We start from the raw sequence: 16,147 nt of genomic DNA on the forward strand, positions 1-16,147 counted from the left end.
TGATAGCTGATAGCTGATAGCTGATAGCTGATAGCTGATAGCTGATAGCTGATAGCTGATAGCTGATAGCTGATAGCTGATAGCTGATAGCTGATAGCTGATAGCTGATAGCTGATAGCTGATAGCTTACCTACTCACTGTCCATCATAGGATTCATCACAATGGTGCGAGATATCACTACAACATTGCTCACCACCAAGTGTCACCTATAAGATATACTTTCCCTGAACTCTACAAATAATGACATCAAGGATAGTATCTATGTGCAGAGTACTGGGCTATATTGGAGAACCTTTAGCAATTTCCAAGTTAATCCTCGAACCTGATAATTCTTTGGTTAATCAAAGTTACGATTCAGATTACCATCATATGGTACAGTTAGCAGGGTTTGGACTTGCTACTTGGAAAAAAGACACTCTCACCGCCAATTATCCTTTCATCTATAAAGGAACTAAACCACCTTTTTATGACAGAAATTTACAGTCTTTGTGTGAGAGTCATGAGACTAATTTACTTTTATCCCACATCCGAGCAGCATACTACACTTATGAAGCGGTTGTCCATGAGCATAATTGCCACCCGTTTATTTTTCCAGGATTCCGTTTAGCTTTAGCACACAATGGCTGGATATACGGGTTTCAAGAGATTCGCTTCCCTTTATTAAATAAGTGCAGACCAGAAATTATCCAGAATCTAGAGGGAAGTACCGATACTGAGGTAATCTATGCTCTAATTATGTCACAGGTCGATGATCCGACCAAGGATTTGTCTGTTGATGAAATTCTAGATGCTATCAACAAGACAGTTAAAATTATTCTTGATGTTCAAACTGAGTACAATTGTGAAGGAATCAGTGTTCTAAAATTGTTCCTGGCAGATAGTAATGATTTATTAGTTGCCAATCTCGGGATTGGCTATAACCGACAGCTAGATGTACCAGGTGACTGGCAAAAATTAACAAATGAAGAATTACAAGAGCTGAAAAGCGATAGAGAAAAAGATGCATTGTACCTCCTCAAGAGTCCTGTTTGGTCATTGAAGGGCAAAAATTTTGGAGATTATGATGGTTTTAAGATGCAATCTGCAGCAGAGGAAGATGTACGCTCTGTTATTATTTCTTCCGAACCACTGACTGAAGATGTGACTGGTTGGTCAATGGTTCCTTTTCAACATATTTGTTTTTTCGATAACAATAATGGTAATCCAAGAGTTGAGACTAAACCATTTCCCTTCAACTAATTTTTATCCAGTCGCTGATTTCTAACTGGTAATCGAGTAGCTAGGTTGGGTTTAAGTGTTAGACCCAACCATCAATGCTATTGCAGTTATTAATTGGATGAGGTACTTACTTCTGGGTTGCGCGGGAGTAGGGAGTAGGGAGGAGGGCAGTCATAAAATATGGTTATTTGTGGACTATACGGCGGTTGAACTATAACATCCTTGATTCCATTTCCTATAATAGAGCGTTATAGCGCTGATCAAAAAACCTGGAAATTATGAAAAAATACATTCCACTCCTAGGGCGGATATGCCTTTGTGCTATTTTTATTAAAGCTGGTATCGATAAACTATTTAACCCAACCTATACTCAACAATTGATGGAATCCAAAGGGGTTCCCGGTATACTGATTATCCCCACCATCCTTATACTGTTGGGGGGTGGATTATCCGTATTACTAGGCTATAAAGCTCGTTGGGGAGCATTAGCGCTAATTGGATTTTTAATTCCCACCACCTTGATTTTTCACACAGATTTCTCTAATCAAATGCAAGAAATTCAATTTCTGAAAAATCTAGGACTAATCGGTGGATTATTGATGGTAGCAACCTTTGGACCAGGACCAGTTAGCTTTGATAACCGCAGTCTCTGGGATCGAATCCAGTTCGTCTTGCCATTAAAGTATGACTGGCGGAGAATCTTAGGTCGATTTCGGTTTTAGGGAGTCGGGAGTCGGGAGCGGTGCGACCCGTGGCGAATTTAATTCTTAATGCGGAAAGCGCACCGAGGGAATCGGGAAAGGGAGGGAAGTGTGGGAAGTTTGGGGAGATGGGTAGATGGGGAGTCAGATGAGGGAATTCATCAAGACCATGATAAAAAAAGTATTTAAAGATACCAAATTAATCCAAAACTACCTATTCCCTGTTCCCTGTTCCCTGTTCCCTCTTAAAAACTGGCAATTAGCAATCACCAATTACCATTTTCACCATTCCCTCAACTGTGTTACTAGCTTCTTAACCTTAGAACTGTTGAGGAATTGCAGAAATTCCTGGGTCAGCTGCTGCTCCTTTTGCCTAAACTCAAGAATACGGTCTTGCTGAATAGGAGTTCTTTCTGCTATCGGAATAGTAATCAGTTGATTGAGTTGTTCCCTCAGGGAAAGCTGCTCCTGCAAAATCGCCTCATACCCTGCTTTGATTTGCTCCTCTTCCGGTAAGTATGGTATTTTCTCGTGAACCCTAGTTTGAGTCTTGTCTTGATTAGACAAATCGTCTTTTTGCTCTGGCACTGGGAAGAAATTTAGCACCAGTTGCGCGGACTGCACCCGTTTTTGTTGCTGCAGCAACTCAGATAAACTCAGGTAGGCATTATCCAAGTTGAGTGTATAGGACTGCTTTTGTTCCTGAGACAGTTTCTCCTGAGACAGTTTAGTGACATCTTGCCCCAGGGACTGATATACATTGACTGCTTGCTTATGAAAAATAATCGCTAGTTCTGGCTGGTTTTGTGCCGCCAGGACAGCACCAATAGTCCTAAAGGTAAATGCTTCCCCAGCTAATGAACCCACTTCCCGATGAATCACTAGGGCTTGTTGGTGAGACTCTAATGCTTGTTGGTACTTTCCTAGGCGATGGTAAGCGATACCTAAATTATTCAGAAGCATTCCCTCTGAAATGCGATCGCTTACTTCTTTGGCAATAGTCAAGGCTTGCTGATAGGACAACTGTTCCTGTTCGTGCTTGCCTAGACGGTGGTAAACTAACCCTAGGCTATTGAGCAGTGTTCCTTCGTCTGCCTGTGACACTAGAGAATTGTTTTCCGATTTATCCAGTATTTCTCGATAGATATCGAGAGCTTGCTGGTAGGAATCCAGGGACTGGTGGTCTTGACCCAGCTTATAGTATATATTCCCCAAATTATGGAGAGTCCTGCCTTCGTAGCCACGATTGCTCACTTCTCGGTAGATGGCTAAGGCTTGTTGATAGAATTCTAGGGACTTTTGATCGTCCCCTAGGTTGGAATACGTTAACCCCAGATTATTAAGAGTACTCCCTTCCCCGGTGCGATCGCCTAATTCTCGATCAATTGCTAAGGATTGCTCAAAGAACGACCTGGCTAATTGATATTGACCAAGTTCATCATGAACCCACCCAATAAAATATAGCGCTACTCCTTCTTGATAGCGATCGCCAATGTTTCGTTTAAGTTCTAGGTACTTCTGGAAGCTCTCTAAAGCCTCTTGTAATTGACCTGTACTTAACTGTTGGCGACCTTTAACATAGAGCTGCTGGGGTGGAGTGACTTGGTCTTGGCTAGTTTGGTCAAGACTAGTTTGGTCAAGACTAGTTTGGTCAAGACTAGTTTGGTCTTGGCTAGTTTGGTCTTGAGCCAGAATAGGCGAAAGGGGGAATGTCAGAGAAATGAGTAAAGAGGCAGTGGTCAGCAGGAAGGATGAAGGAACATGAATAAAGGATAAGAGTTTTTGCTTCAATTCAAACTTCCTAGTTTCCACTTGACAATGGTGTTGTCACACCTTATTATATATATCCTGAGTTTAATCAGTTGGTCAGCAAGTACAATTACTTATTCACTCTCTAACTGAGCCTCTTGGTTATCATCTTTTGTTTTCTTAGTAGTCTTCTTGGTGGATTTCCCAGAGGTTTTATTTTTGGTGGAAGTCTTTGATTTACTGGACTTGCTACCAGATTTACCCGATGACGCCTTAGCTGCTATGAGTTCCAAGGCGGTTTCTAAGGTTAACTCCTCCATTGATGTTCCCTCTGGCAGAGAGGCATTAACTTTGCCATGGTTCACATATATGCCATAGGGACCCTGATAGATATTGACTGGCTCGCTATCTTTAGGATGAACCCCTAGTTCCCGTAAGGGTTTTTTAGTCTTGCTGCGAGAACCGCCCCTTGTCCTCTTAGGTTGTGCCAGCAGCTCTAATGCACGGTCTAGGGTAATTGTCAAGACGTTATCCTCAGCTTTTAGGGAGCGGTAATCTTTGCCCTCCTTCCCTTGGTCATGGACAACATAAGGACCAAAGCGTCCGATTGCGGTTTTGACCGGTTTGCCTGTTTCCGGATGAGGACCGAGAAGGCGGGGGAGTGCTAGGAGACCCACTGCCATTTCTAGGTGTACATCTTCCTTATTTACCCCCTTAGGCAAAGAGACACGTTTGGGTTTTTTCTTCTTATCCTCTGTTGCGTCACCTAGCTGTAGATAGGGACCATAATTTCCATTGAGGATATAAATTGCTTCACCCGTTTCTGGGTGTATTCCCAATTTCTCTGGCCCCTCCATTTTCTGCTGAATCAGTACCTGAACCTGCTCAATGTTTAGTTCAGCTGGGGTGAGGTCTTGGGGAATCGAAGCAGTAAGTACACCATTGCCATTGTTCACCTCGACATAGGGACCAAATTTGCCGATCCGGACTCTAGCATCGAGGTCTTCGAGTTCAACAGTACGGGCAACAATGGGGTCAATCTCATTAATCCGTTCCTTGACTTGGTTATCGAGACCCTTTTCTCCCAAATAAAAGTTCTGCAGGTAAGGAAGCCATGGCGCTGCTCCATTGGCAATGTCATCTAAGGTGCGCTCCATTTTGGCCGTGAAGCTCGTGTCCACCAAGTCGGGAAAGTTTTGTTCGAGCAAATTAGTAACTGCAAACGCCGTAAACGTTGGAGCAAGGGCATTTTTCAGTTTCTGAGCATAGCCTCGGTCAATGATAGTACCAATAATACTAGCGTAGGTACTGGGACGACCAATCCCCTCTTGTTCCAAGGTTTTGACCAAGGTCGCTTCCGTGTAACGGGCTGGGGGTTGGGTTTCGTGACCGATAGCTTCTAGTTCTCTACAGTTAGGATGATCTCCCACTTTCAAAGCTGGCAGAATCACTTCCTGGTTTTCTAGAGCAGCGTTGGGGTCATCAGACCCTTCCACATAAGCCCTTAGATAACCTGGGAAGTCAATGCGCTTACCGGTAGCCCGAAATCCGGCATTTTCCACTTGCAAATCAACCACAATTTGAGTTTGTCGAGCATCCGCCATTTGACAAGCAACGGTACGCTTCCAAATCAGGTCATAGACTTTAAATTCGCGATCGCTTAATCCCGTTTCTTGAGAAGTTTTGAATGTACTCCCTGCTGGACGAATGGCTTCGTGAGCTTCTTGAGCTCCTTTGCTCTTAGTGGTATACTTTCTCGGTTTGGGGCTAAGGTACTCTACCCCGTATTTTTGTTCAACGCAGCTACGGGCTGCTGTGATCGCTTGTTCAGACAAATGTACTGAGTCTGTACGCATATAGGTAATGAAACCCTTTTCATACAGACTCTGGGCAGTCCGCATCGTATCACGAGCCGATAGTCCCAGTTTCCGGTTGGCCTCCTGTTGCAGGGTCGAGGTAGTAAAGGGGGGTGAGGGTTTCCGAGTAACAGGTCGTTCTTGTAAATTAGTAACCGTCCAGACTTGATCATACAGGTTGTCTTTGAGTGCTTTAGCCTCCACTTCACTCAACAATTTGACCTGCCTACCTTCGATAATGTCACCTGTATTGGCATCGAAATCACTACCGGTAGCAATTTTCACCATGTCCAGGGTTACTAGCTTAGCATCAAAGGAACTTCCTGCTTCTAGAATCCCTTTCAAATCCCAATAGGTGCCCTTGCGGAAGGCACGGCGTCGGCGTTCTCGATTCACCAACAGCCGCACTGCTACAGACTGTACCCGACCAGCTGATAAGCCCCAAGCCACTTTTTTCCACAGCAGCGGTGAGAGGGTGTAGCCCACGAGTCGGTCAAGAATCCGCCTTGTTTCCTGAGCTCTTACCACCTGATCATCGATCTCACGGCAGTTTTGTAGGGCATTTTGAATAGCATCCTTAGTGATTTCGTGAAATACCATCCGCTTAGTTGGCACTTTCGGATTTAAGATTTGTAACAAATGCCAACTAATACTCTCCCCTTCTCGGTCTTCATCCGTAGCCAAAATCAGTTCATCAGAATCCTTCAGAGCTGCTTTGAGCTGTTGGACAACCTGTTTCTTGTCTTTAGGCACCAGGTAAAGCGGTTCAAAGTCAGCTTCCACATTTACCCCAAACTTAGCCCACTTTTCCCCCTTGTATTTTTCGGGGATTTCACTAGCTGATTGAGGTAAATCACGGACATGACCCATGGAGGCTTCGACCTGGTAACCAGGAGGTAAGTAGTTCCGAATGGTGCGAGCTTTAGTAGGAGATTCGACAATTACAAGGGTTGTCATCGGAGTTTCAACAATAGCGGCGGTGTTGAATAGTCTAATTTAAATACTATTTCTCAAAGGTCGAGGGAGTAAGCCAGTATACTTGCTCCCTACTGAGTCTGGGTATGGTTTTCCAGCATAGTTTTCCAGCATAGTTTTCCAACATTAAGTAGAACCCCCTGATGGCAGTATAAGCTTGCCTCTTAATTTCTACAGTACGCTACTTGTGTTGCAGGCTAACACGAACAAGGAGCAACTGTGTGGGAAAGGAAGTCAGGCAACTCGACCATAGGTACGGGGATTTGAGGGCTACTTATACTTATATATATATATGCGCTTCAGCAGTACTCCCTACTTTTTCGGATTGTGCCAGAAATAATCTTTACCTAGAGGTAAACCACGAATAGCTCATGTAGTATTCGCCATCCAATAGAGCACCGTTAACACCGTAAGTACACCCCTATCCCAATTCCTCTCACTGCTGCTCAAAGATTTGTAAACAATTCGTTCGTTGCCTTCAAAGGTAACATTGATCCGGTGTACGACATAGCTAGTCTCACCTTACCGTGGCACAGAGGGCAGTGAAAGGGCATAAATACGGAATTGTACTTTGTCCAATCTCCAAGGCATACAAGCCATTTTCCCAACTAGCTACAATCACCGATATGATAAGAAAGTTAATCTGGATACTCAAATAACCATAGATCATATCATTAAAGCCTATGGATTTTGCCAATCTTGCCGCCCAGTTGAATGCTGGGGTAATTTTGCCAGAGGGAATTGTAGTTATTACCCTCTTGCTAGTGTTAATCATTGACCTGATTGCTGGGAAAAAGTCGGCTCAAACTATTTCCTATGTAGCCATTGGGGGTCTACTTGCTGCCATAGTTGCCCTGTATTTCCAATGGGATGCTGCAAATCCCATTGCCTTCTTTGGGGAATTTAATGGTGACACCCTGAGTGTGGCATTTCGTGGCATCATTGCCCTATCGACTGTGTCAACGATTTTGATGTCAATTCGTTATGTGCAGCAGTCGGGTACATCCTTGGCAGAATTTATTGGCATTTTGCTCACGGCTACTTTAGGAGGGATGTTCCTGTCCGGGGCGACGGAGCTGGTTACGATTTTTATATCCCTCGAAACCCTCAGTATTTCCTCCTACCTGATGACGGGTTACATGAAGCGTGACCCCCGTTCCAATGAGGCCGCTTTGAAATATTTGCTGATTGGAGCAGCCAGTTCAGCCGTATTTTTGTATGGTGTCTCCCTATTATATGGGTTGTCTGGGGGACAAACGCAGTTGAGTGCGATCGCTCTTGGAGTTGCTGACCTAGAATCCGGTCAATCCCTAGGTCTTCTGATTGCGTTGGTGTTTGCGATCGCTGGTATTGCTTTTAAAATCTCAGCAGTTCCTTTCCACCAATGGACTCCTGATGTTTACGAGGGTTCTCCCACCCCAGTGGTAGCGTTTCTCTCAGTTGGTTCTAAAGCCGCTGGCTTTGCTCTAGCAATTCGTCTACTGATCACTGCTTTCCCATTGTTAAGCGATCAGTGGCATTTTGTGTTCACTGCTTTGACTATCCTAAGTATGATTTTGGGTAACGTGGTTGCCCTAACTCAATCCAGCATGAAACGGATGCTAGCCTATTCCTCTATTGGTCAGGCTGGGTTTGTGATGATTGGTCTAATTGCTGGGACCCAAGCCGGTTACGCTAGCATGATTTTCTACATGCTGGTTTACTTGTTTATGAACTTAGGGGCTTTCGCTTGTGTCATTCTGTTTACCCTACGCACTGGTACCGACCAAATTAGTGAGTATGCTGGTCTTTATCACAAGGATCCACTGCTGACTTTGGTTTTAAGTGTTTGTTTGCTATCTTTAGGTGGTATTCCACCCTTTGCTGGATTCTTTGGTAAAATCTATTTATTCTGGGCTGGTTGGCAAGCAGGATTGTATACTTTAGTCTTACTAGGCTTGTTAACTAGTGTGGTTTCGATTTACTACTACATCCGTGTGGTCAAGATGATGGTAGTGAAGGAACCTCAAGAGATGTCGGATGTGGTCAAGAATTATCCCGAAATTCGCTGGAGTTTACCCGGTATGCGTCCGTTACAGGTCGGTTTAGTGATGTCGTTAATTGCGACCTCTCTGGCAGGCATTTTGTCCAATCCGCTGTTTTCTTTGGCCAATGATTCTGTTGTTAATACCCCCATACTGCAACAGGCCGTGATTAGTGCTGAGCTGTCTCAAGGGCATCAGGTTTCATTCATGAGTGCTGATAATTGAGGCCCTCAGAGCCATATACCCCAAGGGGTGCATCTCATATTTGTAAAAAAGAAGGGAAGTGTGGGGAGTGTGGGAAGTGTGGGAAGTGTGGGAAGTGTGGGAATTTTCGCCCGAATTTTTTCCTAATTGCATGGATTGAGATGCACCCGACCCCAAGCGCCCCTTCCTTTAGGATAGGGCGCGAACAAGAGATTTTAGCTTGAGTGAGTTAGCCTGACTTTACGGTCAGGCTTTTCTACTCATTGGAACCTCATTGGATCGAGTTTTGGGATAAATTTCTGGTCATGGATAATTGCAATGTCTTGAGAGTTACTAAAGCTTCACGGATTTTCCCTATCACTGGTTGAAGATTAGCTTTAGACAGTCTCCAATAGATGTACTGAGAATAATCTGCGTAGAACTTGAGTAACCTGTCAAATTGCCACGTTTTAGGAATACAGTCATAGCCTAGATGGAGCATGGTTTTATAATTCAGAATCTCTAAGACTGCTAGTTCTGAATCGCTAAGTTCGTGTTTCCAAGCCTCAATGCGATCGCTACTAACGGGTTTAAAGGTCTTGGCGTGCCATCCTAGCTCACGGGTCGGTACCAATTTTTTTTGAGCATTTTTTTTGTTAAACTCCAGCATTGATTGGCTAAAGGATACCCCGAGCCAATTACAAATTCCCTGGAGTTCTTCTTCTGGATTTGTCACTAAGTCTTCGTAGAAGAGGATATGAAACCGCTCGTCATTTTGATAGTGTTTAATGACCTGGAATAAATTTTGCCATTGTTTGGTTGTCGCTACCACATTGGCGATACAGGAGCCCTTCCAAGTTTTGGCAAATTTTTGCTCATTTCTTTTTAGGGAAGCATAGATTGCTCTGAGGTCTCGGATAATTAGAATTAATCTGGCATTAGGGAAATACTTGAGAATGGTCTTAATATTATAGATATTACAAGGATTTTTATCTCCCCAACAACCTGCTTGACCATCAAACTGCTGTATATAGGTTTGATAAACTGTGGCGACTGCTGTTGAATAATTCAGTGGTTTCTGAGCTGTCAAATTTTCTCGCAACTGCTGTCGGTCAATGTTCCACTCCCGAAACCTTGGATCACCGTAGATATCTGTCAAGAAGTTATCGATTTGATTGCTTAAGTCTTTCGATGAACCGTATTTTGGATCCAGATTAACAAAAAACCGACTTTCAGGAGGAATACAAAAATGAGGATGAGCGGTCAGCATTAACCGCAAAAGCGTTGTTCCAGAACGTCCCATCCCAAAAATAAAAAGTGGCTGATTTTGTTGAGACAAAGATTCCATAATGTGTCGATGACGGTAGAGTTTATTTTTGAACTTGAGCAATATAGCACCTTGACTTGTCTCAGCTTGCTTAGCTGATCTGTCCTATCACGTTAATTTGAACACTTATACTAGGCTTGATTAGCTTGAGTTAATTGAAAATTGTTAATTGGCAATTTTCAATTTTTATTTTCAATTAATGAACACCCAATACTGATAAGTAGTCAACCGAACTCACTATCAGCTTTTGACTATCTAATTCCCACTCTAATAGATAGCCCTAGTATAGTAACTGTGGGTCAAAAAGGGATTACAGCAGCTGATTTAGGATACAGTATGCACCAGGACTGCAGGATTTTTAGTTTATTTGCCAAACCTTTAGGATTTCTCTGTGTCGTTGAATCTTTTTAAAATGCTACCCTGTCTTGATGCAATAGCGAGTGGTTTTGGCGCTGCGTGGGTCACCTGCGTCCGCACCTTGAAAGCCCCATGGGAACCCCCAAGAGCGCGCTCCATCACGCTTTTATTGAAATTATTCAGAATTGCTGAAAGCACGGAATTCAAAACCATGATTTATCCAGGGATAGCCAACTCGTCTTCCTGTGCGATTTCAGAACTATCAAGAAACTATAACTTATGACTTAGGAATTCATCAGTCGGAACTGATCAGGTAATTAACCAGCCTGGAATCACAATTCTGAAGTCGTTTGACAGCCTAATTGCTCCCTGATGATGACGAGATACACCAAATATTTTTTCCTCTTAACAGTATATTTACTAATTTTTTACATTGTCAAGCCAAAGTCTGATAGATCAGCCTTAAGACGTAAATTTGGTGAAAATCACCTCAAAATTCCTCAAAATTTCTGAAAATTTGATAAAAATAATATATAATTAATTGGTTTAATTAATATTATTTCAATATAGAAAAATTCATCTACATAACTTAAATATTATAACCCTCAAATAACTTAATTCAATAGCAAGGCAAAAGGCTGAGTGGTCAGTGCGTCAGTACGTCAGTAGGTCAGTGGTAAAATGACTAAATTCATTCATAGTGATGATGACTACGGCGGTTTGCAATTCAGTCAGGTACAAATTCTTGGGTTTTAGGGAGCAGGGACTTCGGAGCAGGGAACAGGGAACAGGGAAAAAGTAAAAAATAGGGGCGTCACCTTATTAATATGAGTAAAATGATCATATATAGCGCTACGCGCAAGTCAGCAAGGTTCTTGCGTCAGAAGTCAAAGGTGCGCTTTCCGTTCTCCGTAGGAGACGCGGGGCGCGTTCGGCGAATTAAATTCGCCACGGGTCGCACCTAAAAGTAAGCTTAGACTTACGTTTCGGAGTTTAGGAATGTCAAACCTCTTAATGCGTAGTGCTATAACTTATCACTTTCCGATCCAGCAAAATACTTCACTGGGTTAGTAGCTAAACCCGTAAGCATTCAGCCGTCAGCCGTCAGTGGTCAGCCGTTAGTGGTCAGCCGTTAGTGGTCAGCTTATTGTATTCAAAAGCTGTTCGTAAAGTAGCGTGCCCATAGCGCTAATCGCTGATAGCTGATAGCTGATAGCTGATAGCTGATAGCTGATAGCTGATAGCTGATAGCTGATAGCTGATAGCTGAATGCTGATAGCTGATAGCTGATAGCTGATAGCTGATAGCTGATAGCTGATAGCTGATAGCTGATAGCTGATAGCTGATAGCTGAATGCTTACCTTAGATGATTTACTGGTATCGAATTCTAAATCATCGTAAATTTATGTCAGAACCTACCCCCAAGCCAGACACCTCTCAAATTAACGAGTGGCGCAGAAAAATTGAAATCGCTAACCACAACAACATTTTTTGCCACTGTCGGACTTGTGGCTATCAATGGGTAGATTCCTCTGTTGATAAAACTTGTCGCCAGTGTAGTAGTAATGATGTAGAACGTATCTCTTGCTGGCAGTTTCCCGATGACTGAGTCAGCAGAATGGGTGTTTGGAAGGCACAGGGTATGCGATCGCATTTGGCCAAAAGGCCACGCTGCGCGAACGCTATATCAAACTTGCCTCAACTCCGACCGATAGAACACTTCAGCTTAATTTACAAAATTTTCTATAACCTTCTCTTTTCCTTAATCAGGGGTTGTCTTAATGCTTGCTTTTGCTTTATAATACAACTATCGGAATAGTTAGTGGAAAAGAAACTTATGAACAAGTGCGTTTGTACTACCGAAGCAGCATCTCTCCTAGGAATCTCTTCGAGACGATTGCGACAACTCCTAGAGAAGGGTCGCGTCCGGGGTGCTTATAAAAGTGGGAAATTCTGGATTATTCCTCTGTTCAACAATATGCCTCAAATCATTAAAGGCACTAGAGGACCAAAAGGAAAATGGCGTACCAGTCGTCCTCCGGCTCTAGCCAAGATTAATGTCAACCGCAATCACATTGGCTCGAATATCCACAAACGCCCGGAAGAGCGCAAGCCAGTGATTTCAGTAAAACGAAGTGGCAACAATTTATATGGCAACCAGGTAGAAATCCTCGGTCCATGTCGAATTACCTATCAGCCGGATAACCCACTGCCTTGTGGCGCTCGTCTATGGATTGAAACCTTTAGTGATGTCCACTTCATCGGTGTCTGTCAGAATGCAGAATGAAGAATGTAGAATGCAGAATGAAGAATGCAGAATGGTGAATGCAGAATGCAGAATGCAGAATGCAGAATGCAGAATGCAGAATGCAGAATGTAGAATGTAGAATGTAGAATGTAAAATTCCAAATTCTAAATTCTTAATTCTAAATTCTAAATTATATAATTCTAAATTCTTAATTCTAAATTCTAAATTCTTAATTCTTAATTCTAGAATTCTAAATTCTTAATTCTCAAATAATGTTAATGCTCCATAGACCAACAACCCAGGCTTTAACTCACAGAAAGATTCTATTTACATGACCTGGACGATGGTGTTGTAAAGGAATCTATTCTGTTGCGCCTGCGAGCTGATCTAGATTTGAACTTGCACGCTTTATCCTCTTGTGAGTTTTGGCTTTCAGTGGCTGCTGCTGGAACGGATTCTTTCCCTGAGTTTTCATTAGTAGCTTGAGCTGGCTTCACTGGCACAGCTGTAGTGTTGGTAGTATTTTCCTGAGCAGTATTTTCCTGAGTAGGAGTATTGTCCCGCACTGGTACTAACACCCTCCTGGGTTTAGGAGTATTTTCCTGACTAGGAGTATTTTGCTGTACAGGCACTGCTCTAGGTCTAGGAGTATTTTCCTGAGTAGAGGTATTGTCCCGTACTGGTACTGACACTCTTCTAGGTTTAGGAGTATTTTCCTGAGTAGAAGTATTGTCCCGCACTGGTACTGACACTCTCCTGGGTTTAGGAGTCGAGTCTTGACTAGAGGTATTGTCCCGCACTGGTACTGAAACTCTCCTGGGTTTAGGAGTCGAGTCTTGACTAGAGGTATTTTCCCGCACTGGCACTGATATGGTTCTGGGTTTAGTGCTCGAATTTTCCCTAGCAGTATTCGGTTTTACTGGAACTGATACTGTCCTATTGTTATCGGTAGAGTTATTGTTAGCAGAGTTATTGGTAGGGGTTTCTGGCTTAGGAACTGCGATTACCGCTGTGCTGTTAGAAGTAGCGTTTTCTCTAGCAGTATTTGGCTTTGCTGGAACTGGCTGGTTAGCAGTTTCTTGGAAAACCGATAGACTAGGACAGTTGCCTTGATCATAGTCAAAGGCTACCTTGACCTGGTAGGGTTTTGTTGCACCAGTTTTGTTGTTAAACTTGCGGAACTGAATATCTTCCAGTGCCTGCTGATTTAAAATGCCGTACCCTGCACTCTGAATCAGCTGTGCATTAGTCACTTCACCATTAGCACCTACTAAAATTCCGAAGACTGTTGTGCCTTCTAGTTTCTTAATACAAGCGTCTTTGGGATAAGTACCACTCACTGTAATTGCTGCTGGTATGACTTCCTTTTTGGGTAAGGTATCCTTTACCAAAGCCATCCATTCTACCAGGTTTTTCCTAGCTTCCTCATCACTGGTATTGCTTACATCTTTTTTCAGTTGCTTCCGCCGCATCCGCACTTGAGCTACTAAATTGTTCTGACGTTGTCGTGCGATCGCAACAGCACTAGGGGGTGCTGGTTTAGTAGGCTCAGAAGGAGGAGGGGTGATCGAAAATTGTGGTGGCGGAGGAGGTGGAGTAACGGATACTGGTGGCTGTTGGTTAGGAAACTCTGATCGGTCAGGAATCTGGTTGGTAGAATTCCCAAATACTGGCAAGGAACCTGTCTGGAAGGAACCTGGATTCAAAGACTCTGTATCGAATGTGAAGTTAGGTCGCGGTGGTGGGGCTGGTAGTGGTGTCCTGGGTTTTGGTGGTAGCTGCTGGATCGGGAAAGACCCTCTGGTGATAATCGGTCTTTTGCGGTTTAGCAGTGGTAAAGGATACTTACCAATTGAGGGTAAGGGTTTTATCGGTAGGGATCTCAGAGGTGGGGATTTGGGAATTTTCAGGGGCTTTAGAGCAGGTATTGAAGGTAGCGGTGGTGGAGGGGGTGGGAAAGGATTAAATAACGAAGGGATGGAGGGCTTGGTCGGAGTTTTGGCATTCGGTAGAGCTGGCAGGGTCAGTGGTGGTGCAGCAGACTTGGGAACACGGCTCAGTTGTTGAGGGCTTAACTCCAACACTTGCACCATTGAGTCTTCCTTAGGCTTTTGATTCTTCAACAAATCACCTAAGATCGGTACGATTAGCATATGAACCCCCAGAGAGGCGGTAACAGAAATCACTAGGGGGTGACTCAGCATTTCTGGGATGTTTTTAATTAAAGAAGCATCGGACATGGCAGTTATTGTTGACGTATTTCCATGGTTGCTAATAAGCTCTCGGCTGAGGAGATGCTTATTCAATTCAGTCTTGGCAAATAAGAGTGAGTGATCGTGCTCGGGCTAGCTATAACAACTATTTTGACAACTACATCGATGGCTGAAACATTGTTATCTCTTGGTTTGCTATCTATTGGTTCACCTTAACAATTAGCAGAGAAAAATAGGGTAATGCCAGATTAGGGCGATCGCATAAATTACGATAAATCACCTGCTCCGGTAGAGTTGCTCGTTCTACCACATAGGCATTTTCCAACAACTGATGTCGATGCAGCACTTGCCACACCTGCTGATAAACTGAACTGACTTTGAGCAGGACTACTACATCTGCCCAAGCCAAAACCTTTTCCAGTTCCTCCACATTATAGAGAGCTGGTAGCACCACCAGGCGCTGATCACGAATGGTCAAGGGTAATCCCAAAACAGATGCTGTAGCCATGGGGGAAGATACCCCTGGTACAGTTTGAATCAGGCTTTGAGGATGTAACTGCTGTAGCCTCTGTGCCAAATAGGTAAATGTGCTGTAAAAACTTACATCTCCTTCGCACACAAATGCTACGTCTTGCCCTAATCCTAGATAATTCCAGACTTGCTCAGCAGCAAGTTGCCATGCTTGGGTCAAGATAGCGGTATCCTGCACATATGGAAATGTCAAGGGTAACTGCACCTGATGATTCTCCAACCATTGAGCGACAATCTGTTGAGCCATTCCTGGTTTTCCACGGACTCCAGTAGGAAAGGCTACTACTGGTGCCTGTTTCAATATACGTAGTGCTTTGAGGGTGATCAGGTCAGGATCCCCAGGTCCGACACTTATACCATAAAGTGTACCTAGTTTCACAAAAGTTTAAAATTATCTATAAAATTTAAAATTACCACCGATGCCATTACCAACTGTTATTTTACCGGGCTATTTTGCTAGCGCTAGTGAATACCGTGATTTAGAACAATCACTACAACAGCTAGGGATTGCCGCAACTACTGTACCAATACGCCAACAGGATTGGTTTCCTACCCTCGGTGGTCGCTCTGTGGTGCCAATTTTGCGAAAAATCGACCAAGCTGTTAAACAGCAGTTGGAGAAGAATAACACATCACAGATTAATTTAATCGGTCACTCTGCTGGTGGCTGGATTGCCAGGATATATCTAGGAGAAAAGCCTTACACTATTCATGGAGATGTTAGTGATGACTCGGTAGGGTTATGGAATGAGCATTCCATAACCA

The 16,147-nt window shown here is 43.5% G+C and carries 12 protein-coding genes; 7 read left to right on the forward strand and 5 right to left on the reverse strand.

Annotated elements, in window-relative coordinates:
• The first annotated feature begins 261 nt into the window (after positions 1–261).
• Together F6K37_RS14970 and F6K37_RS14975 are read left to right on the forward strand one after the other, a co-directional pair.
• A complete protein-coding gene (locus F6K37_RS14970) occupies positions 262–1,239 on the forward strand; it encodes a class II glutamine amidotransferase (protein WP_287250984.1) in 978 nt (325 codons plus the stop codon).
• A 257-nt stretch (positions 1,240–1,496) separates the two neighbouring features.
• Positions 1,497–1,940 (forward strand): DoxX family protein, encoded by a 444-nt coding sequence (locus F6K37_RS14975; RefSeq protein WP_287250985.1) that lies wholly within the window; start codon positions 1,497–1,499, stop codon positions 1,938–1,940.
• Positions 1,941–2,201: 261 nt separating this feature from the next.
• Here F6K37_RS14975 and F6K37_RS14980 read toward each other — a convergent pair whose 3' ends face one another.
• Positions 2,202–3,710 carry a tetratricopeptide repeat protein gene (locus F6K37_RS14980; RefSeq protein ID WP_287250986.1) on the reverse strand — a complete coding sequence of 503 codons (1,509 nt, stop codon included), beginning with the start codon at positions 3,708–3,710 and terminating at the stop codon, positions 2,202–2,204.
• 92 nt (positions 3,711–3,802) lie between these two features.
• Positions 3,803–6,481: a type I DNA topoisomerase gene (gene topA, locus F6K37_RS14985; RefSeq protein WP_287250987.1), complete on the reverse strand. Its 2,679-nt coding sequence runs from the start codon at positions 6,479–6,481 to the stop codon at positions 3,803–3,805.
• 701 nt (positions 6,482–7,182) lie between these two features.
• On the opposite strand from topA, the gene F6K37_RS14990 reads away from it, so the two are divergent.
• Complete coding sequence (locus F6K37_RS14990) at positions 7,183–8,748, forward strand: NAD(P)H-quinone oxidoreductase subunit N (protein WP_008189835.1); 1,566 nt, start codon at positions 7,183–7,185, stop codon at positions 8,746–8,748.
• Positions 8,749–8,998: 250 nt separating this feature from the next.
• Here F6K37_RS14990 and F6K37_RS14995 read toward each other — a convergent pair whose 3' ends face one another.
• Positions 8,999–10,054, reverse strand: coding sequence for a sulfotransferase family protein (locus F6K37_RS14995; protein ID WP_008189834.1), 1,056 nt, complete (start codon positions 10,052–10,054; stop codon positions 8,999–9,001).
• Positions 10,055–11,795: 1,741 nt separating this feature from the next.
• Here F6K37_RS14995 and F6K37_RS15005 point away from each other — a divergent pair.
• The 3 genes from F6K37_RS15005 (at position 11,796) to F6K37_RS15015 (ending at position 12,677) form a co-directional block, all read left to right on the forward strand.
• Complete coding sequence (locus F6K37_RS15005; RefSeq protein ID WP_071102587.1) at positions 11,796–11,999, forward strand: hypothetical protein; 204 nt, start codon at positions 11,796–11,798, stop codon at positions 11,997–11,999.
• Positions 12,000–12,016: 17 nt separating this feature from the next.
• A complete protein-coding gene (locus F6K37_RS15010; protein ID WP_287250988.1) occupies positions 12,017–12,139 on the forward strand; it encodes a hypothetical protein in 123 nt (40 codons plus the stop codon).
• 88 nt (positions 12,140–12,227) lie between these two features.
• Positions 12,228–12,677 (forward strand): MerR family transcriptional regulator, encoded by a 450-nt coding sequence (locus F6K37_RS15015; protein ID WP_044495276.1) that lies wholly within the window; start codon positions 12,228–12,230, stop codon positions 12,675–12,677.
• A gap of 284 nt (positions 12,678–12,961) precedes the next feature.
• Here the strand turns inward: F6K37_RS15015 and F6K37_RS15020 are convergent, their stop codons facing one another.
• Positions 12,962–14,878 (reverse strand): TonB family protein, encoded by a 1,917-nt coding sequence (locus F6K37_RS15020; protein WP_287250989.1) that lies wholly within the window; start codon positions 14,876–14,878, stop codon positions 12,962–12,964.
• A gap of 172 nt (positions 14,879–15,050) precedes the next feature.
• Positions 15,051–15,761, reverse strand: a complete 711-nt coding sequence (locus F6K37_RS15025; RefSeq protein ID WP_008189823.1) for a precorrin-2 C(20)-methyltransferase — start codon at positions 15,759–15,761, stop codon at positions 15,051–15,053.
• 40 nt (positions 15,762–15,801) lie between these two features.
• Here F6K37_RS15025 and F6K37_RS15030 point away from each other — a divergent pair.
• The coding region (locus tag F6K37_RS15030; protein ID WP_502887747.1) for an esterase/lipase family protein at positions 15,802–16,147 on the forward strand (346 nt) is incomplete at its 3' end.

The sequence above is a fragment of the Moorena sp. SIO4E2 genome, assembly GCF_010671945.1.
GTDB classification, from domain to species: Bacteria; Cyanobacteriota; Cyanobacteriia; order Cyanobacteriales; family Coleofasciculaceae; genus Moorena; species Moorena producens.

Coding starts and splice junctions, on each gene's coding strand:
- topA (WP_287250987.1), bottom strand. CDS start 6,481: ATGACAACCCTTGTAATTGTCGAATCTCCTACTAAAGCTCGCACCATT.
- F6K37_RS15015 (WP_044495276.1), top strand. CDS start 12,228: ATGAACAAGTGCGTTTGTACTACCGAAGCAGCATCTCTCCTAGGAATC.
- F6K37_RS14990 (WP_008189835.1), top strand. CDS start 7,183: ATGGATTTTGCCAATCTTGCCGCCCAGTTGAATGCTGGGGTAATTTTG.
- F6K37_RS15005 (WP_071102587.1), top strand. CDS start 11,796: ATGTCAGAACCTACCCCCAAGCCAGACACCTCTCAAATTAACGAGTGG.
- F6K37_RS14970 (WP_287250984.1), top strand. CDS start 262: ATGTGCAGAGTACTGGGCTATATTGGAGAACCTTTAGCAATTTCCAAG.
- F6K37_RS14995 (WP_008189834.1), bottom strand. CDS start 10,054: ATGGAATCTTTGTCTCAACAAAATCAGCCACTTTTTATTTTTGGGATG.
- F6K37_RS14975 (WP_287250985.1), top strand. CDS start 1,497: ATGAAAAAATACATTCCACTCCTAGGGCGGATATGCCTTTGTGCTATT.
- F6K37_RS15020 (WP_287250989.1), bottom strand. CDS start 14,878: ATGTCCGATGCTTCTTTAATTAAAAACATCCCAGAAATGCTGAGTCAC.